The organism is Dermabacter sp., assembly GCF_032550575.1.
Taxonomy (GTDB): domain Bacteria; phylum Actinomycetota; class Actinomycetes; order Actinomycetales; family Dermabacteraceae; genus Dermabacter; species Dermabacter hominis.
The window spans coordinates 660,675-679,289 of sequence record NZ_JAWFZC010000001.1 but is presented as its reverse complement, the minus strand read 5'-3'; the positions used below and the strand labels follow the sequence as shown (position 1 = coordinate 679,289).

At 64.0% G+C, this 18,615-nt stretch carries 16 protein-coding genes; 12 read left to right on the top strand and 4 right to left on the bottom strand.

Annotation, left to right across the window (positions count from 1 at the left end):
- Positions 1-29: 29 nt before the first annotated feature.
- From E6X30_RS03115 to E6X30_RS03065, 11 genes are all read left to right on the top strand, one after another.
- Positions 30-932 (top strand): bifunctional methylenetetrahydrofolate dehydrogenase/methenyltetrahydrofolate cyclohydrolase, encoded by a 903-nt coding sequence (locus E6X30_RS03115; RefSeq protein ID WP_016665057.1) that lies wholly within the window; start codon positions 30-32, stop codon positions 930-932.
- Positions 933-1,068: 136 nt separating this feature from the next.
- Positions 1,069-1,890 (top strand): exodeoxyribonuclease III, encoded by an 822-nt coding sequence (locus E6X30_RS03110; RefSeq protein WP_016665056.1) that lies wholly within the window; start codon positions 1,069-1,071, stop codon positions 1,888-1,890.
- Positions 1,891-1,959: 69 nt separating this feature from the next.
- Positions 1,960-2,532, top strand: coding sequence for a copper chaperone PCu(A)C (locus E6X30_RS03105; RefSeq protein WP_051120669.1), 573 nt, complete (start codon positions 1,960-1,962; stop codon positions 2,530-2,532).
- A complete protein-coding gene (locus E6X30_RS03100; RefSeq protein WP_070457799.1) occupies positions 2,529-3,773 on the top strand; it encodes a Dyp-type peroxidase in 1,245 nt (414 codons plus the stop codon). Before E6X30_RS03105 ends, E6X30_RS03100 begins: the two co-directional genes overlap by 4 nt.
- A 26-nt stretch (positions 3,774-3,799) precedes the next feature.
- Complete coding sequence (locus E6X30_RS03095) at positions 3,800-4,921, top strand: mannose-1-phosphate guanylyltransferase (RefSeq protein ID WP_070457801.1); 1,122 nt, start codon at positions 3,800-3,802, stop codon at positions 4,919-4,921.
- 130 nt (positions 4,922-5,051) lie between these two features.
- Positions 5,052-6,146 carry a BMP family protein gene (locus E6X30_RS03090; protein WP_016665052.1) on the top strand — a complete coding sequence of 365 codons (1,095 nt, stop codon included), beginning with the start codon at positions 5,052-5,054 and terminating at the stop codon, positions 6,144-6,146.
- Positions 6,147-6,302: 156 nt separating this feature from the next.
- Positions 6,303-7,877 carry an ABC transporter ATP-binding protein gene (locus E6X30_RS03085; RefSeq protein ID WP_016665051.1) on the top strand — a complete coding sequence of 525 codons (1,575 nt, stop codon included), beginning with the start codon at positions 6,303-6,305 and terminating at the stop codon, positions 7,875-7,877.
- On the top strand, positions 7,874-9,202 hold the full coding sequence (locus tag E6X30_RS03080; protein WP_016665050.1) for an ABC transporter permease: 1,329 nt from the start codon (positions 7,874-7,876) through the stop codon (positions 9,200-9,202). Before E6X30_RS03085 ends, E6X30_RS03080 begins: the two co-directional genes overlap by 4 nt.
- A gap of 1 nt (position 9,203) precedes the next feature.
- Positions 9,204-10,553: an ABC transporter permease gene (locus tag E6X30_RS03075; protein WP_016665049.1), complete on the top strand. Its 1,350-nt coding sequence runs from the start codon at positions 9,204-9,206 to the stop codon at positions 10,551-10,553.
- A gap of 11 nt (positions 10,554-10,564) precedes the next feature.
- Positions 10,565-10,966: a cytidine deaminase gene (locus E6X30_RS03070; protein WP_016665048.1), complete on the top strand. Its 402-nt coding sequence runs from the start codon at positions 10,565-10,567 to the stop codon at positions 10,964-10,966.
- 38 nt (positions 10,967-11,004) lie between these two features.
- Positions 11,005-12,291: a thymidine phosphorylase gene (locus E6X30_RS03065; protein WP_016665047.1), complete on the top strand. Its 1,287-nt coding sequence runs from the start codon at positions 11,005-11,007 to the stop codon at positions 12,289-12,291.
- A gap of 31 nt (positions 12,292-12,322) precedes the next feature.
- Here E6X30_RS03065 and E6X30_RS03060 read toward each other — a convergent pair whose 3' ends face one another.
- Positions 12,323-13,453, bottom strand: coding sequence for an NUDIX domain-containing protein (locus tag E6X30_RS03060; protein ID WP_016665046.1), 1,131 nt, complete (start codon positions 13,451-13,453; stop codon positions 12,323-12,325).
- Between the two features lie 64 nt (positions 13,454-13,517).
- Here E6X30_RS03060 and deoC point away from each other — a divergent pair, with 64 nt between their 5' ends.
- Entirely contained in the window at positions 13,518-14,198 is a 681-nt protein-coding gene (gene deoC, locus E6X30_RS03055; RefSeq protein ID WP_040387064.1) for a deoxyribose-phosphate aldolase, read from the top strand.
- Between the two features lie 3 nt (positions 14,199-14,201).
- Here deoC and E6X30_RS03050 read toward each other — a convergent pair whose 3' ends face one another.
- The 3 genes from E6X30_RS03050 to E6X30_RS03040 are packed head-to-tail and all read right to left on the bottom strand — an operon-like array spanning position 14,202 to position 18,577.
- Positions 14,202-15,941, bottom strand: a complete 1,740-nt coding sequence (locus tag E6X30_RS03050) for a phospho-sugar mutase (RefSeq protein ID WP_016665044.1) — start codon at positions 15,939-15,941, stop codon at positions 14,202-14,204.
- A complete protein-coding gene (locus E6X30_RS03045) occupies positions 15,938-16,774 on the bottom strand; it encodes a purine-nucleoside phosphorylase (protein WP_016665043.1) in 837 nt (278 codons plus the stop codon). The genes E6X30_RS03050 and E6X30_RS03045 overlap by 4 nt, the downstream gene beginning before the upstream one ends.
- A 27-nt stretch (positions 16,775-16,801) precedes the next feature.
- Positions 16,802-18,577 (bottom strand): biotin carboxylase N-terminal domain-containing protein, encoded by a 1,776-nt coding sequence (locus E6X30_RS03040; protein WP_016665042.1) that lies wholly within the window; start codon positions 18,575-18,577, stop codon positions 16,802-16,804.
- Positions 18,578-18,615 lie beyond the last annotated feature (38 nt).

Sequence of the window (18,615 nt, the reverse complement as noted above, 5' to 3'; positions counted from 1 at the left end):
GAACTCACGACGCAAGGAGTAAGGACGCTATGACTGCACAAATTCTTGACGGCAAGGCCACGGCGAAGACCATTAAGGAAGAACTGCGCGAACGCGTGGAGAAGATCGTTGCTGAAGGCGCGGTTCGCCCTGGCCTTGCGACCGTGCTCGTAGGCGCGGACCCGGCCTCGGAGATCTACGTTGCCGGTAAGCACCGCGATTCCGAGGCAATCGGCATCAACTCGATTCGCAAGGACCTGCCCGAGGAGACGACTCAGGAGGAACTCTTCGCAGTCCTCGATGAGCTCAATGCCGACCCGGCCTGCACGGGCTACATCGTGCAGCTTCCCTTGCCGAAGCACATCGATACCGACGCGGTTCTCGAGTACATCGACCCGCAAAAGGATGCCGATGGTCTTCATCCCGTGAACCTTGGCCGACTCGTGCTCAACGTCAACAAGCCCATCACCACCCCGCTGCCGTGCACGCCGCGCGCCGCGATTGAACTCGCGAAGCGTCACGGTATCGATTTCAACGGCAAGCACGTTGTCGTCGTAGGCCGTGGCGTGACGGTGGGGCGCCCCATCGCGTCCCTCCTCACGCGTCGCGAGCATAATGCGACCGTCACCCTCACGCACACTGGCACTAAGAACCTCCCGGAGCTCCTCAAGCAGGCCGACATCGTGATCGCCGCTGCCGGGGTGCCACATCTCGTGAAGGCGGCCGACCTTCGCGACGATGCCGTTGTGCTCGACGTTGGTGTAACGCGTGAACCGGATCCGGAAACGGGTAAGCAGAAGATCAAGGGCGATGTCGAGCCCGCTGCTAAGGAGAAAGTCGCCTGGATCAGCCCGAACCCGGGTGGCGTCGGACCCATGACTCGCGCGCTGCTCATGCAGAACGTTGTCGAGTCGGCCGAGCGCGCGTGGGAAGCCGAAAAGGCTAAGCGCTGATACCCGAGTTGCCTTGCACGTTCACTGTGTAGAACGATCGTGGGGTGACTGACGGCAGGGACCCGTCCTTCGTGGGGCGGGTTCCTCCCCGTCAAATCGGGCGCGAGCGCGCCCGTGGATGAATGAAGGAGTAAGTGTGACTTTCACGGTGGCGACGGTTAACGTCAACGGCATTCGGGCGGCGGCTCGCAAAGGTATGGGGGAGTGGCTTGCCTCGTGCGGCGCAGACGTCGTCACCTTCCAGGAGGTGCGTGCTCCCGAGGACCTCGTCGAGGGACTCGTGGGACAGGGGTGGCGGTCGGCCGCACACGCCTCGATGCTCAAGGGCCGCGCGGGGGTTGCGATTGCGGTGCGCGAGGGGCTCGAAGGAGCGAACGTGGGAGAGGTCCGACGCTTGCTTCCTAACCTCGAGGCGGATTCGCACACCGGCCGCTGGCTCGAACTCGACGTCGAGGACGCACTCGGCGACGGCATGGACCTAACCGTGATTTCCATGTACATGCACTCGGGCAACGTCGACAAGCCTCAAACGATGGTCGATAAGTACGAGATGCTCGAGGGCGCCTGGTCGCGCCTCGAGGAATTGCGTGCGAGCGGGCGCCACGTGCTCCTCACGGGAGACCTCAATATCGCGCACACGAACCTCGACATTAAGAACTGGAAGGGCAACCTCAAGAGCGCGGGTTTCCTTCCCGAAGAGCGCGCCTACATCGATCGCCTGCTTGAGGCGGGGGAATGGGTTGATGTGCACCGCGCGCTCGCTGGCGATGTGCCCGGGCCGTACACGTGGTGGTCGCAGCGCGGGAAAGCCTTCGATAACGATTCGGGCTGGAGGATCGACTACCACCTGGCCTCGAAGGAACTCGCCACGCGGGCTGTGTCCGCACGCGTCGACAGGGCTGCGAGCTACGACACGCGCTGGAGTGATCACGCCCCACTCGTCGTGACTTACGAGTAAATTTCGAGCAGAAAAAGATAGGCGTGCCCCCGGCGAAGGCTGGGGGCACTGGCAGAAAGCGATGTGACAGTGGTGAACACTCGGTGGAGTATCAATCGCCGTGGTTTTGTAGGGCTCGCGAGTCTCGGCATGGTTGCCCTCGCCGGATGCTCGGCACTGCCCGAGAAGGACGCCCCATCGAAAACGCAGCAACCGTCGGAGGCCACGGATGCTCACGATGGCAGCGTGAAGGTGACCGACGCATGGGCGAAGGCAGCAGACCCCGCTGACACGGACATGACGGCAGTCTTCGCGTCCCTCACCTATGCGGGCGGTGCAAAGGAGAGCGTGCAGGTCACAGGCGCGCGATGCGATGCGGCGGACATGTGCATGCTCCACGAGGTTGTGACAGAAAACGGTAAGAGCACGATGCGCGAAGCCGAGGGCGGATTCACGCTCAAGGCCGGCGAGAGCTTCATGCTCGAACCCGGTGGCCCCCACATCATGCTCATGGGGCTGACGAAGCCCCTTGCCGCTGGCGAGAGCATCGCGCTCACCCTCGAAATCGAGGGGATGGATGACGTGGACTTCACCGCAGTCGTCAAGGACTTCGCGGGCGCGGAGGAAAACTATGACGACATGGGCAGTGACGACGGCCAGTGAGACCCGATGGTGACCGGCGAGCTTTTCTCGCCGCAGGCCTCGTAGGAGCTGCGGGAGTCGGTCTTGGCGCTGCGGGGGCGAGCGCGTACCACGCCTCAGCGGAGGAGAATCCCGAGCGCACGGCACCAATCCCTACCGAGGAGGAGCTCGACAAGCGCCGCATCGTGGGCGAGGCGCGCGAGAGCTTTTATGGCCCGCACCAGGCGGGCATCGCTGAGCCACCACTCGCGCACGGGGTCTTCATCGCCCTTGGCCTTCGACCGGAAACCGATAGAAGCGGCCTCGAACGAATGCTGAGGCTCTTAAGCGACGATGCTGCGAGGCTGACGCAGGGGCGTGCCCCGCTCGCCGACACGGAGCCCGAACTCGCCGATGCGCCCGCACGGCTCCGGGTCATGTTTGCGCTCGGTGAGAAGGCGGTTGCGCTCGCCGGTGTTGAGCCGCCCTCGTGGCTGAGGCCGCTGCCGGCGTTTGAGATCGATAGGCTCGAGGATCGTTGGTCGGGCGGAGACGTGCTGATCGCCCTGCAATCGGACGACCCGATCGCGCTCGCCCACGCTCAACGGATGCTGCTCAAGGATTCGCGCGCGTTCTGCACGCTCACCTGGGTGCAAAAGGGTTTCAGGAATGCGCGCTTTGCTGCCCCCACGGGGTCTCAAAGGAATCTGTTTGGGCAGATTGACGGGACAGTGAACCCCGAGGGGAGCGGTCTCGACACGCACGTGTGGATCAACGATGGTCCGTTCGCCGGTGGCTGTTCGATGGTGGTGCGCAGGATCGCGATGGACGTTGACGAGTGGGACCGTGCGGACCGCGTGGCTCGCGAGTTTTCCGTGGGGCGACGGATGTCCGACGGCTCCCCGCTCGCCGGTGGGCCAGGCGAAAACGGCGAAGCCGATTTTGCCGCGAAAGACAAGCACGGTTTTCACGTGATCGGCGAATACTCCCATATGCGGCGCGCGAGGTTGGCGGACGACGGTACGCACCACGAGCATGAGCAGATTCTTCGACGGCCCTTCAACTACGACGACGCACCCACCGGGAGCGAGATCTCGAATACCGGGCTTATTTTCGTGAGCTATCAACGCGACGTCGACGAACAGTTCGTCCCCATGCAACAGCGGCTTTCCGACGGTGACTTGCTCAATACATGGACGACGCCGATTGGCTCGGCTGTGTTTGTGGTCCTTCCCGGGTGCCGCGAGGGCGGTTTCGTCGGGCAGAGTCTCTTTCAGCGTTGACGCACCAGCTCCGTTAGCCTTGGCCTATGACCACCTCCTCCCCGTTTATTCCCGTCATTCCGGCTGGAGGCTCGGGCACGAGGCTCTGGCCGCTTTCGCGTCAGAGCCACCCGAAGTTTCTCCTTGACCTTGAGGGCAATGGTGCGAGTCTCCTCATCAACACTCTCGAGCGTCTCGCGCCCCTGTCCTCGGCGCGGCCAATTATCGTGACGGGGCGTGCGCACCGTGAGGCAGTCGCCGCGCAGGTTGGCGATGGTGCCCAGATCCTTTTCGAGCCGAGTGGAAAAAACTCGATGCCAGCGATCGCGTGGGCTGCCGCGCTTGCGGAGCGCGAGCACCCCGGTGCCATCATTGGCTCCTTCGCCGCTGACCACGTGATCGCACCGAAGGAAGACTTCTGGAAGGGTGTCTACAGCGCGATCGCCGCTGCGGAACTCGGCTATCTCGCGACCATCGGGATCGAACCCACGTCGGCGTCGAGCGCTTTCGGGTACATCGAGACCTGCCCGTCAGATGCGGCCGATGAGGACGCGATTGCCCTGCGCTCCGCGGGAGCTTTAAACGTCGCCCGTTTCGTCGAAAAACCGGACGCCGCAACTGCTGACGAGTTCGTGCGAAGCGGACGTTTCATGTGGAATGCGGGGATGTTTGTTGTGAAGGCGCGTGTGCTGCTAGAAGCCCTCGACGATCTCCATCCCGAGATCAGCGACGCCGCACGAGCTCTCGCGCTCGAGGGGACCGGGGGAGAGCTTTCGAGGGAGGGCAAAGCGATCTGGGCGAGCCTCGAGCCGATCGCGATTGATCATGCGCTCGCGGAGCCGCTCGCCTCGCGCGGGGCGGTCGCCGTCGTGCCCGCGAGCTTCGCGTGGGACGACATCGGCGACTTTCGGGCGCTCGCGCGAGTGGCGCGCGGCGAAAAGGAGAACGAGGGCGGCGTGGATGTCGCGGGGACCGCCAAGGTCGTGAGTGTGGATTCTCGGGCGCGCGTGTATTCGAACTCCAAACGCCCAATCGCTCTGGTTGGTCTCAATGGCATTAGCGTCGTCGAAGCAGGGGACGTTTTGCTAGTCGTGGACGAGGCGAAATCGCAAGACGTCGGGGCACTCGTGAAGCGCCTAGAAGCGGAGGGACTGGAGGGCCTTTTATAGGCTTCTGACGGATGCTCTCCAGATTCCGAGTCTGGGAGTGCATTCAGGTTAACGGAGCGTTACATTAGGAGGAGGACGCCCGGACCCGCCGGGCGTACCCTCAACTGGTCCCCTCACGTTGGAGGCAATCGTGAAGTCCCTTTCCCGCGCGGCCGCACTGCTCGGTGCTGGCGCCCTCGTTCTTTCCGCCTGCGGCACCCCGCCCGAACAGTCCGGCTCCGATTCGGGTGCTGGAAAGGGCGGCGATTTCAAGGCCTGTATGGTGTCCGATTCGGGCGGTTTCGACGACAAGTCGTTCAACGAGTCAGGCTTCAACGGCCTCACGACTCTCAAAGAGGACAAGGGCTACAAGGTGCAGACCGCCGAGTCGTCGAGCGAAGCTGACTTCTCGCCGAACCTGCAAAACATGGTGCAGGGCGATTGCAACCTCATCTACGCCGTTGGCTTCCTTTTCTCGCAGACCCTCAAGACTGAGGCCGAAGCAAACCCCGATACCCACTACGCCATCATCGACTCGACCGCTCAGGATGCCGACGGCAACCCCGTCGAGGTCGATAACGTCAAGCCGATCACGTTCGATACCGCTCAGGCGGCCTACCTCGCTGGTTACGTGGCTGCTGGTACCACCAAGACCGGCACCGTTGCGACCTACGGTGGTGCGAAGATCCCCTCGGTGACGATCTTCATGGACGGTTTTGCCGATGGCGTCGCAAAGTACAACGAAGTGCACGGCACGAACGTCAAGCTCCTCGGCTGGAACAAGGACAGCCAAGACGGCTCGTTCACGGGCGACTTCGATGACCAGACCAAGGGTAAGGCTCTGACCGAAGGCTTCATTTCCCAGGGCGCAGACATCATCATGCCCGTCGCGGGCCCCGTCGGTGCAGGCACCCTCGCGGCCGCGAAGGAAAAGGAGGGCGTCATGGTTGTCTGGGTTGACTCCGATGGCGTGGAGACCAACCCCGACGCGAAGGACGTCATCATCACCTCGGTGATGAAGGAGATTGCAGCCGCAGTCGAGACGACCGGCACGGAGGCTGCCGAAGGCAAGTTCACGAACGAGCCGTACGTGGGCACCCTCGAAAACGGTGGCGTCGGTCTTGCTCCCTACCACGAGTTCGATAGCAAGATCCCCGCAGAATTGAAGAAGGAAGTCGAAGACCTCCAGAAGCAGATCGTCAGTGGCGAGATCGAAGTAACCTCGCCCGCTTCGCCCAAGCACTGAGTCTCGGAACTCAGTCACTTGTGACGATCATCAATAAGTAGACTGGCGGCCGCCCCCTCCCGCGGGAGGGGGCCGCCAGCACGCCCATCCCCCTTATACTCGAATCCACACCCCTCGGGCCCGCGGGGTCCGTGTGACTCACGGAAGGCAGCGCTCGTGAAACTCGAACTGCGAGGCATCACGAAGGTGTTCGGCTCGCTCGTAGCCAATGACCACATTGACCTGGTCATCAACGAGGGCGAAATTCATTCGCTCCTCGGCGAAAACGGCGCGGGTAAGTCCACCCTCATGAACGTTCTGTACGGGCTCTATCAGCCCGACGGCGGCCAGATTCTTATCGATGATCAGCCCGTGCATTTCGCGGGCCCCGGAGATGCTATGGCCGCCGGTATCGGCATGGTGCACCAGCACTTCATGCTCATCCCGGTCTTCACCGTTGCGGAAAACGTGGCGCTCGGCCACGAGCCTACGAAGGGCGCCTTCCTCGACCTCGACCAAGCACGCGCGAAGGTGCGCGAAATCTCCAAGCGCTTCGGCTTCGACATCGACCCGGACGCAAAGGTCGAAGATCTCCCCGTCGGTGCGCAGCAGCGAGTCGAGATCATCAAGGCGCTTTCGCGCCGCGCCGAGGTTCTTGTTCTCGACGAGCCCACGGCGGTGCTCACGCCGCAGGAAACCGATGAGCTCATGCAGATCATGCGTCAGTTGAAGGATGAGGGCACATCGATCGTGTTCATCACCCACAAACTGCGCGAGGTTAAGGCAGTCGCGGACCGTATCACGGTCATTCGACGCGGCAAGGTTGTGGGCGCAGCCGATCCAAGCGCGCCGCAAACCGAACTTGCAAACTTGATGGTGGGCCGTCCGGTGGCCCTCGACTTTGCGAAGTCTGAGCCGAAGGGCGGCAAGGCGGCCCTCAGAGTTGAGGACCTCACGGTCACGGACTCGCAGGGGCTCAAGCTTTTGAACTCCGTGAGCTTTGACGTCCACGAGGGAGAAATCCTCGGTGTCGCGGGTGTTCAGGGCAATGGCCAGACGGAACTCACCGAAGCTCTCCTCGGCCTTCAGGAGAACGTGAGCGGTCACGCCGTCCTGAACGGCAAGGATCTCGTGGGCCTCAGCACGAAACGAATCCTGGACGAGGGCGTCGGGTTTGTTCCCGAGGACCGCACCGAAGACGCCCTCATGAAGTCGTTCTCGGTCGCTGAGAATCTTGTTCTCGACCAACACGACCGCAGGCCTTTCGGCTCGGTAATCTCCCTTCACCCGGGCACGATTCGCACGCACGCCGAAAGCCAGGTCAAGGAGTTCGACATTCGCACGGCCGGAATTGACCTTCCCGTTGGATCCCTCTCGGGTGGCAACCAGCAGAAGGTCGTCATGAGCCGCGCGCTTTCGCGAGACCTTTCGCTCTTTATCGCCTCTCAGCCCACACGCGGCGTTGATGTCGGCTCGATCGAGTTCCTTCACAAGCGCATCGTTCTCGAACGAGATAAGGGAACCCCGGTCATCATCGTCTCGACCGAACTCGACGAGGTGTGCCAGCTTGCCGACCGCATCGCGGTGATGTACCGCGGTGAGATCCTCGGGATTGTGCCTGGAGACGAAAGCCGCGAAGTGCTGGGCCTCATGATGGCCGGGTACACCGCCGAGGCGGCTCGCGAGGCCGTCGCTAACGGAACGGGAACGCTGAGTGAGGGCGCCCTGACCGAGGAAGGAGAGCTCTCGTGAGCGAGAAAAATACCGCGTCGAGTCGCACCCTCGCGCAGCGGATTGGCCGCAGCGAAGTCTCGGTCGTCATCGGTGCGTTCATCATTGCCGCGATCATCGGTAGCGTTCTCATCCTGATCGCCAATGAAGATGTGCGTGAGTCCTTCGGCTATGTCTTCGCGCGCCCGAGCGATTTCTTTGGGGCATCGTGGGCAGCGATCGCCGGGGCGTACGAGGCGATGTTCCGCGGCGCTATCTTCGACTACAACGCGCGTACGACCGCCCTCATGTGGCGCCCTCTGTTCGAGACACTGACAGTCGCGACTCCGCTGATCATCGCCGCCTACGGCATGGCCGTGGGTTTCAGGGCGGGCATGTTCAACATCGGCGGCACCGGTCAGCTCCTCATCGGTGCTGCAATGGCCGGATACGTCGGATTCACGTGGACGTTCCTTCCGCCTGTCGTCCACCTCATTGTCGCGCTTGCGGTCGGTGCACTCGCAGGTGCGGTGTGGGGCGGCATTGCGGGCTTCCTCAAAGCGCGATTCGAGGCGAACGAGGTCATCTCGACCATCATGCTCAACTGGATCGCGGTCTCGCTTCTCGGCTTCCTCCTGACGACGAAGGCCTTCACCGCAGCGAACTCGTCGCAGCCCATCTCGCCGAACGTCGCCGTGAATGCACAGCTTCCCATTCTCATCTCCGGTTACCGTCTGCACGCCGGTATCTTCATCATGCTCCTCGCAGGCGTGTTCATGTGGTGGCTGCTCACGCGCAGCTCGCTCGGCTTCAAGTTCCGGACCGTCGGTGAAAACCCCCGCGCCGCGCAAGTCGCGGGCATCAAGGTTGGCACGACGAGCTTCCTCGTCATGGTCGTCGCCGGCGCACTCGTGGGTCTGGCCGGCTCCGTTCACTTGCTCGGCACCGAGCACCGCCTCACGAGCGGAATCGCCGGCAACGTCGGCTTCGACGCGATCACGGTTGCGCTCCTCGGCCGCTCGGGCCCCATCGGGATCCTCCTTGCGGGTCTACTCTTCGCGGCCCTCGGCGTGGGTGGTCGGTTCATGGAGTCGAACCAGGGAGTCCCGATCGACCTTGTGAGCATCGTCCAGGCGCTCGTCGTGCTCTTCATTGCCGCGCCACCGCTCGTGAGGACCCTCACCGGTCTCTCGTTCCTTGCGCGAGACAAAAAGGACGACGACACACCGGCGGGTAGTGCCGCTCCCGCGACGGAGGAATCCGACGCCTCCACGGCAACCGTCGGAACCGTAACCCCCGCCGCAGCCGGCAGCCACCGGGCAAGCGCACCCGCAGCCGACTCCGCCGACGCTTCGAAGGAGGCATGAGATGAGCGTTCAGGATCCCCGCGCCCTTCCCACGGACGACGTCGTCGTTCTCGACACCGTCAAGGGACGTCTCCCGAACTGGTGGCACATGCCCGTTGCCCTGAGCGTCTTTGCGCTCGTGGCCCTCGCAGGGTTTTGCCTCGGGGCGGTCCCCGGGCACGACTCGACATTCGCAATCGCCCGCGAGTCGATGTTTACCGACATGGGGGTGCCACAGAAAATTTCGATGCCCGCGCAAGCAACCTCGCTGGTGTTGGGCCTCGTTCTCGTCGCCCTCGCGGTCCTTGCGTGGATCGTGCAGGCGAAAAACCTCGCGTGGCCGCGCGGCACGAAAGCGCTCCTGCAGGTTCTCTTCGGAGTTTTGTGGGCCTTTGACTTCCTTGTGTGGGCCGTCGCGGGTCAGGCACTCGACCTCGGCTACCTCCTCCAGGCGACTCTTGCCCTCGCGGTTCCGCTCGTGTTCGGTGCGCTTTCGGGCGTGCTGTCGGAGCGGGCGGGCGTCGTCAACATCGCGATCGAGGGCCAGCTGCTACTCGGCGCGTTCGGCGCCGCGCTCGTAGGCTCGATGACGGGTAGCCCGTGGATCGGCATGATCGCCGCGCCGATCGTCGCGCTCCTGATCGGTGCACTGCTCGCGCTCTTTGCGGTTGGTTACCACGTGCAGCAAATTATCGTCGGTGTGGTGCTGAATGTGCTCGCGATCGGCCTCACGGGCTTCCTGTTTGGAACGCTTATGAAGCAGGATCCGGAACACTTCAACACCCCCATGCGGCTGCCGAACCTCCGCGTTCCCGTTCTCGCCGATATCCCCGTGATCGGCCCCGCGCTCTTTGACCAGAACATTCTCGTGTACCTCATGTGGGTCATCGTTGCCATCCTCACGACCGCGCTTTTCTGGACCCGCTGGGGTCTTCGCGTACGTGCCGTTGGCGAGCACCCCCTCGCCGCCGACACCGTGGGCATTAACGTTGCGCGCACGCGCTGGAGCAATGTTCTCCTGGGCTCGGCCGTCGCCGGCCTCGGCGGCGCGACCCTCACCATTGGCACGAACGTGGCGTTCGCGAAGGAAATGAGCGCGGGCAAGGGCTATATCGCTCTCGCCGCCATGATCCTCGGCCGCTACCACCCCGTTGGAGCAATGTGTGCGGCGCTCTTCTTCGCGTTCGCGACTGCCCTCCAACAGAACCTCGGCATTCTCTCGAGTTCTCTTCCGCCGGACCTTCACAAGGCCACCGTGCCCTCGGAGTTCCTCGCGATGCTGCCGTACGTCGTGACGCTGTTCGCGGTCGCCGGTTTCGTGGGGCGGGTTCGCGTGCCCGCTGCCGATGGCGAGCCGTACATCAAGCAGTAGGAGCCTCGGCGATGACCGACTTCGAACCTTTGCTTGAAGCCGCGCGCGCGGTCGCTGCCCGCGCCTACGTCCCGTATTCGCACTATCCCGTGGGGGCCGCGGGGCTCGTGGACGACGGGCGCATCGTACGCGGGTGCAATGTCGAGAACGCCGGTTATGGTGTGACGCTCTGCGCCGAATGCGGCATGATCTCAGAGCTCATGGCGAGCGGTGGCGGGAAGATCCGTGCGTTCGTGTGCGTCAACCGGCTCGGCGAGGTCATCATGCCGTGCGGCCGCTGCCGGCAACTTCTCGCCGAACACGCGGCGAGCGACTTCACGATCCTGACGCCGAAAGGGGAGGCGAGCCTCGACGAGATGCTTCCCCAATCGTTCGGCCCCGCCGATCTCGATGCTGCCGCGCCCGAGGCGTAGGCGCATTTTCTCAATTGACACAGTCGAAAGGACACCCCATGGCTGAAGCATTTGATGCGGTTGATGTCATCCACGCCAAGCGAGACAAGCGCGAGCTCACGCCCGAGCAAATCGCCTGGACGATCGATGCGTACACGCGCGGTGTGATTGCCGAGGAGCAGATGAGTGCGCTCGCGATGGCGATCTTCCTCAACGGAATGAACCGCGAAGAGATTGCGCTGTGGACGAAGGCCATGATCGCTTCGGGCGAGCGGATGAGCTTCGACGCCCTGTCGAAGACGACGACCGATAAGCATTCCACGGGTGGCGTGGGGGATAAGATCACCCTTCCGCTCGCTCCGCTTGTCGCCTCCTTCGGGGTGGCTGTTCCGCAGCTCAGCGGCCGCGGTCTCGGCCACACGGGAGGTACGCTCGACAAACTCGAGTCGATCCCCGGTTGGCGCGCAAATCTCACGAACGATGAAATGATGCGCCAGCTCGAGACCGTTGGTGCGGTCGTGTGCGCGGCGGGAAGCGGCCTAGCCCCCGCCGATAAGAAGCTCTATGCGCTGCGTGATGTGACGGGGACCGTGAACTGCATTCCCCTCATCGCGAGCTCGATCATGAGCAAGAAGATCGCCGAAGGCACCGCCTCCCTTGTGCTTGACGTGAAGACCGGCTCGGGCGCGTTCATGGAAGACGAGTCGATGGCGCGGGAGCTCGCCCGCACGATGGTCGATCTTGGCTCCGATGCGGGCGTCAATACCGTCGCGCTCCTGACCGACATGTCCGTCCCGCTCGGGCGCGCGGTCGGCAACGCAATCGAGGTCGAGGAAAGCGTCGAGGTTCTCGCCGGCGGTGGCCCGGCAGACGTCGTTGAACTCACCGTTGCCCTCGCGACCGAAATGCTTGCCGCAGCGGGTGTCACGGACGTTGACGTCGACGCCGCGCTCAAGGATGGCCGCGCGATGGACACGTGGAAGGCCATGATTCGCGCTCAGGGCGGCGACCCCGACGCCGCACTCCCCGTCGCGAAGCACAGCCACGAGGTCATCGCGCAGTCCGACGGCTGTGTAACCGGCCTCGATGCCATGAAGGTCGGCGTTGCCGGTTGGCGCCTCGGTGCTGGCCGTTCGCGGCCCGGCGAAGCCGTCCAGTTCGGCGCGGGCGTGCGCCTCAACAAGACCGTTGGCGATCGCGTTACGAAGGGCGAAGTTCTCGCGACGCTCCTCACCGATACCGAGGATCGTTTTGCGCGCTCCCTCGAAGCGATCGAAGGCGCGTGGTGCATCGAGGACGTCGAGAATTTCGAGCGCGGATCACTCGTGCTCGACCGGATCGCCTAAAGAGCGAATGGGGACCTGCCCCTTTCGCTGCTCAGCGTGCGGCGTTGAGTTTCGCGCGTAAGCGCGGAAGCACTTCGTCGCGAAACAGCGGGGCAAGGAGGTGCGCCTCGCCCGGCTGGGGGTGGATCGGAAACCACCGCACCTCTTCGATCTCTGCGTGCGCGGTGAACTCCTCGGGGCTCGCAACTTCGGGCGCGAGGAAGACATCGGAAATGAGGAGAGTACCGGCTTCGTTCGCAGCGGCGGTTTGAAAATGCCCAAGGTGCGTGAGTTTTTCCGGATCGAGGCGGAGATTGAGCTCCTCGTGAATCTCCCGCACCGCGCAGTCGAGTGGAGTTTCGCCCGCTTCGGGTTTTCCGCCCGGCTGCATGAACTTCTCTGTCCCGCGCTTGCGGACGCCGAGGACCTGCCACTCGCCTTGGGACTTGCCGTAGAAGCACACGGCAGACACCGTGATTGTGGGCGGTGCCTCGCGCGAGCGCGCGGGTTCGACGGTTGCTGAGCGAGCGTCGGCCTCCCACAGGCATTCAAGCCCGCCAAGGCGGGCGAGGGCCGGCCTGAGTGCGAGGCGGCGCATCCCGGCTCCCGCCCATGCGTCGACATCTCGACCCTGGGAACGGGCGAGTGCGAGACCGCGGCGAACGAGAGTGGGGATCGGCTTGCGCGCCTGGCGAACGTCGCGCACGAAGCGCAAGGCGAAAACGAGGGCGGCGGGACGATCGAGGACGATCGCATCCGCGAGAAGTCCGCGCTCGGCGAGGGCGGTGACGAGTTCGGCTGCGAAAATGCCTTCGGCAATGGCAAGCGGAGATTCCTCCGCACTAAAGATGCGGGTGCCCGTGCGCCGGGACTGCGAAATCGAATACGTGGGAACCTCGACCGCTCCCTCGTAGCAGAGGGTTTCAAGGGCTGCGAGAGCGTCGCCTGCGCGCCACGAGGCCGGATCGTCCCAGTCCACGATCCCAAAGGCGGAGGGTAGACCTTCTTCATCGCCGTCGCGGTAGAAGTCATCGAGATTGAGTACGGGCAAGCCTGAGTGCTCCGCAAGGCGCCCCTTGCCGCTTCCCGAAGGGCCGGAGAGAAGGACGATGCGGCGCGCGGGCGCGCCGGTGCGTGGGCGATGCATCGAGGCGGGGCTTTGGGAAATTGGGGGATGACTCACGGAACCTCATCCTATGCCCATCGGCTTTGAGAGAGCCCCGGTCGGCGCGTGGGAGAATGAACGCATGACAAATCACAACGACAACACCACCGTGTCCTACGACGAGCTGGCCGCGATGATCGACCACACGCTCCTCAAGCCCGAGTCGACTCCGGCCGACGCCGCGGCTCTCGCGCGCGAGGCTGAGAAGCTTGGCACCTACTCGATTTGCGTGTCGCCATCGATGCTCCCGATCGAGACGAGCGTCCACGTCGCGACCGTGTGCGGTTTTCCTTCGGGGCAGGTAGCGCCCGAAGTGAAGGCCTACGAGGCCGCCGATTCGGTCAAGAAGGGGGCCGAAGAGATCGACATGGTCATCAACGTGGGTCGCGCTATCGCGGGCGACAGCGACTTCACTGAGCAGGAGATCCGCGCTGTGCGCGAGGCCGCGCCGTGGCCCGTCATTCTCAAGGTCATCATCGAGTCCGCAGCGCTCAACGATGAGCAGATTGTTGCCTCATGCGAGGCGGCTAAGCGCGCGGGCGCCGATTTCGTTAAGACCTCCACGGGCTTCCATCCCGCCGGCGGTGCGAGCGCCCACGCCGTCGCGCTCATGCGCGAAACCGTGGGTGAAGACTTCGGCGTGAAGGCCTCGGGTGGCATCCGCACACTCGAAGCCGCGAAAGAGATGATCGCCGCGGGCGCAAACAGGCTCGGCCTGTCCGGTTCCGCGGCGATCCTCGATGAGCTAGAGGCGCGTTCCTAGGCTCTAGGCGCCAAGGAGCTCGCTGAGCTCCTTCTTCATAAGTTCGAGCTTCTCGGCCGCGCGTTCACGTGCGGCCGAGAGGTCGTTAAAGCTCGCGTCTGCCGCGATAGGACTGACGACCTCGAGGTAGGCCTTGAGCTTCGGCTCGGTTCCCGACGGGCGCACGATCACACGCGAGTCGTCCTCGGCAAGCAGGAACATGCCGTTTGTGGGCGGCAGGCCCGTGGTCTCGAGCGACCCCTCGGCGAGATCGCGGACATCGACCACAGGCGAGTTCGCGAGCGCGCTCGGGGGAGTCGTGCGGAGGGTGGTCATCATCTCGCCGATGCGGTCGAGGTTGCTCACCCGGATCGAAAGCTGCGAGGTGAGGTAGAGCCCGCATTCGCGCGCAAGGTCGTCAAGGAGATCGACTAGGCTCGCGCCGTGTGCTTTCGTGAGGGCGGCGAGCTCGGCGATCGCGAGAGCCGCCGACATGCCGTCCTTATCCTTGACGACATCGGGGAGCACGCAGTAGCCAATCGCTTCTTCGTACCCGAACGCAACGTTGTGTGCGCGGGCGATCCATTTGAAGCCCGTGAGGGTCTGGGTGCTCGCGTATCCGCGAGCTTTCGCGAGCGCCCCGAGGGAGCGTGAACTCACGATCGAGTTCGCGAATGCCCCCTCGACCTCGCGGTGGTCCGCAATGTAGGTCGCGAGAAGCAGTCCCAGCTCATCGCCGTGCAGCATGCGCCACACCTCGCGGCGCGGGTCATAAATGGCGGCGGCACAGCGATCCGCGTCGGGATCGTTCGCAATGACCAGATCTGCCTCGACCTGTTCGGCGAGTTTTGCCGCGAGATCGATCGCCCCCTTTTCCTCCGGGTTCGGGAAGGGAACGGTCGGAAAGTCGGGATCTGGCTCTTGCTGCTCCTTCACGCTGTGGACATCCGTGAAGCCAGCGCTCTCGAAGGCGGAGAGCATCGTCGCGCTACCGACGCCGTGCATGGCCGTGTGGACGATGCGCAGGTTCGCACGTGCGGCGCGAGCCGCACCCGTATCGGTCGCGTCGCTTCGCTCAATAATCGGGAGGATAGCCTCGACGTACTCGTCGACGAAGGATTCGGGCATCGTCTCCCACCCGCTTTCGGCGAGGGGAATGTCGCGCACCGCTCCCACGGAGGCGATTTTCGCGGCGATATCCGCGTCGGCCGGCGGGACGATCTGCACGCCGTTGCCGTCTTCACTTGCGGCGCGGCCACCCAGGTAGACCTTGTAGCCGTTGTCCCGTGCGGGGTTATGGGAAGCCGTCACCATGATGCCGCAATCTGCACTCTTCGCACGCACGGCGTGCGCGAGCACGGGAGTTGGCCAGTGGTGGGGCATCAGGATGACCTCGTGGCCGGCAGCGGTGAGGATAGCGGCGCTCGTTTCGGCAAACGTGCGGGAGTTGTAGCGCGCGTCGTAGCCAATCACGATGCGTGCCTTCCCAACGACATCGCTGAGGTAGGCGCCGATGCCTGCCGCGGCGCGCGACACGACCGCAACATTCATGCGGTTCGGGCCGGGGCCCATCGCACCTCGAAGACCGGCGGTGCCGAACTGGAGAGTTCCGGCGAAGGCTCCTTCGAGTTCGGCGAGTTCGGCCTCGTTGCCCTCCTCAGCAGCGGCAATGCGATGCTTGAGTTCCTCGCGCGTGCTCTGGTTCGGGTCATCCTCCATCCATGCACGCGCGCGGGAAGCAAGGTTTGGCTCGAGCGCGCTCATCGGTCGCTCTCCTTTGCGATGGCGTGAATGGTGCTGGACAAAAGCTTCGCGAGGCGCGGAGCCGCAGCGTGCCCTGCCTCAACGACTTCTTCGTGGTTGAGTGGCGTGGGGGAGATCCCCGCGGCAAGGTTTGTCACGAGCGAGAAGCCGAGCACGTCGAGGCCTGCTTCGCGCGCAGCCATGGCCTCGAGCACGGTCGACATGCCCACGAGGCTCGCACCGAGAACGCGCGCCATCTGGACCTCTGCGGGGGACTCGTAGAACGGTCCGCGAAATTGCATGTAGATGCCTTCGTCGAGGCCCGGATCGATTGACTTCGCGATCTCGCGCAAGCGCGGTGTGTAGATGTCGGTTTGGTCGACGAAGGTCGCACCCGTGATCGGGCTGTCACCCGTGAAGTTGATGTGATCGGTGATGAGCACGGGACTACCCGGCTTCCACTGTTCGTTCAGGCCGCCGCAGCCGTTGGTCAGCACGAGCGTCGTCGCGCCGAATTCGGCAGCGGTGCGCACGCCGTGAACCGTGGCGCTTACGCCGTGGCCCTCGTAATAGTGGGTGCGGGCACCGAGCACGAGTACGCGGGCCCCGCCGGAAATCTCAAAGATGCGGAGGGTCCCGACGTGGCCTTTGACCGAGGGCTTCTGGAAACCGGGGATCGCGTCGGCGGGAGTGCTGAACAGTTCCGTGCCGAGGAGCTCGGCTGCCCCGGACCAGCCGGATCCGAGCGTCACGGCAATGTCAATCCGCTCGATGCCGGAGGCCTCGCGCAGGACGTTTGCCGCGTCCTTGGCGAGGAGGTACGGGTCGGGTGTCATGTGTGCATTGTCAGTCATGCGACAAGCCTACCCGCGCGGGACCGCCTAATCTTCGATCGAGCAGAGTTGCGCACCCGCGGAAACCGTGGCGCCGATCTCCGCGTCGAGGTTCGTCACAATTCCGCTCCGGTGCGCAAGGATCGGCTGCTCCATTTTCATCGCCTCAAGGACGAGGATGAGGTCACCGTCGGCGACGGTTTGCCCCTCCTCGACGGCGATCTTGACGATGGTTCCCTGCATGGGTGCGCTCACCGCATGGCCGCCGGCCGAGGTACTCCGGGCGCTGCTCGTGCGACGCTTGCGGCGCTGGGGAGTGGCTGCACGAGGCGCGCGCAGAGACGCGGGAAGCGAGATCTCGACCTTGCGCCCGTCGATCTCGACGATGACGTCCTCGCGATCCTCGACGTCGTCCGTGGCGTTCGGGAGAGCGGAGGGGGTGATGTCACCCGAGAATTCCGTCTCAATCCAGCGCGTGTGCACGGCGAAGGGAGTATCCGGATCGCTCGGTGCGAATGCTGGATCGTCGACGACGAGTCGGTGGAAGGGCATGACGGTGGGAATGCCGTCGATACGGAACTCGGCGAGGGCACGACGTGAGCGCTCGAGCGCCTCCTCGCGGGTCGCACCGGTCACGATGAGCTTCGCGAGCATGGAGTCGAAATAGCCGGAAATCGAGTCACCCGTGCGCACGCCCGAGTCCACGCGCACGCCCGGGCCGAGGGGCGGTTCAAAAAGCTTGACGGGCCCGGGGGAGGGGAGGAATCCTCGCCCCGCGTCTTCGCCGTTGATGCGGAACTCAAAGGAGTGTCCGCGGGTCTGAGGATCCACGGGGGAAATTTTCTCGCCCGCGGCGATGCGGAACTGTTCGCGCACAAGGTCGACTCCCGTGACCTCTTCGGTCACGGGATGCTCAACCTGGAGGCGCGTGTTGACTTCGAGGAACGAGATGGTGCCGTCCTGGCCCACGAGAAACTCGCACGTGCCTGCCCCCACGTAGTGGGCTTCCTTCAAAATCGCTTTCGACGATTCGACAAGGCGCGCGTGTTGCTCGTCGCTCAAGAATGGTGCAGGCGCCTCCTCGACGAGTTTCTGGTGGCGTCGTTGGAGCGAGCAGTCCCTGGTAGAGACGACCTGGACGTTGCCGTGGCTATCGGCGAGGCACTGCGTTTCCACGTGGCGCGGTGCGTCGAGGTAGCGCTCAACAAAGCATTCTCCACGGCCGAACGATGCGATTGCCTCGCGAGTCGCGGAGTCGAAGAGCTCGCGCACCTCACTGAGCTCACGCGCGACTTTCAAACCGCGCCCGCCCCCGCCGAATGCCGCCTTGATGGCGATTGGGAGGCCGTGCTCCTTGGCAAAGGCGACCACTTCGCCCGAATCTTTGACGGGATCCTTGGTGCCCGCAACGAGCGGCGCTCCTGCCGCCTGGGCAATATGGCGTGCGGAGACCTTGTCGCCGAGCTTCTCGATGGCCTCGGGGCTGGGGCCGATCCACACGAGGCCAGCGTCAATCACGGCTTGCGCGAAGTCCGCACGCTCCGACAGGAACCCGTAGCCCGGGTGGATTGCTTCAGCGCCGCTTCGCTGCGCGATGTCGAGAAGCTTGTCGATCACGAGATAGCTCTGCGCGGCGCTCGCTCCGCCGAGGGCGTAGGCCTCGTCAGCGACGCGCGTGTGCAGAGCGTCGCGATCCGAGTCGGAATACACGGCGATCGATCGCAGCCCGGCGTCGCGGCAGGCACGGGCAATGCGTACGGCGATCTCACCACGATTGGCAATGAGAACCGTGCGGAACGGTCGATGGAGCGCGGGCTTAGGCATTCGGGATCCTTTTCAGGTGTCGGGCGAAGTGCTCAGCA

Coding starts and splice junctions, on each gene's coding strand:
- E6X30_RS03115 (WP_016665057.1), top strand. CDS start 30: ATGACTGCACAAATTCTTGACGGCAAGGCCACGGCGAAGACCATTAAG.
- E6X30_RS03095 (WP_070457801.1), top strand. CDS start 3,800: ATGACCACCTCCTCCCCGTTTATTCCCGTCATTCCGGCTGGAGGCTCG.
- E6X30_RS03075 (WP_016665049.1), top strand. CDS start 9,204: ATGAGCGTTCAGGATCCCCGCGCCCTTCCCACGGACGACGTCGTCGTT.
- E6X30_RS03070 (WP_016665048.1), top strand. CDS start 10,565: ATGACCGACTTCGAACCTTTGCTTGAAGCCGCGCGCGCGGTCGCTGCC.
- E6X30_RS03065 (WP_016665047.1), top strand. CDS start 11,005: ATGGCTGAAGCATTTGATGCGGTTGATGTCATCCACGCCAAGCGAGAC.
- deoC (WP_040387064.1), top strand. CDS start 13,518: ATGACAAATCACAACGACAACACCACCGTGTCCTACGACGAGCTGGCC.
- E6X30_RS03050 (WP_016665044.1), bottom strand. CDS start 15,941: ATGAGCGCGCTCGAGCCAAACCTTGCTTCCCGCGCGCGTGCATGGATG.
- E6X30_RS03045 (WP_016665043.1), bottom strand. CDS start 16,774: ATGACTGACAATGCACACATGACACCCGACCCGTACCTCCTCGCCAAG.
- E6X30_RS03040 (WP_016665042.1), bottom strand. CDS start 18,577: ATGCCTAAGCCCGCGCTCCATCGACCGTTCCGCACGGTTCTCATTGCC.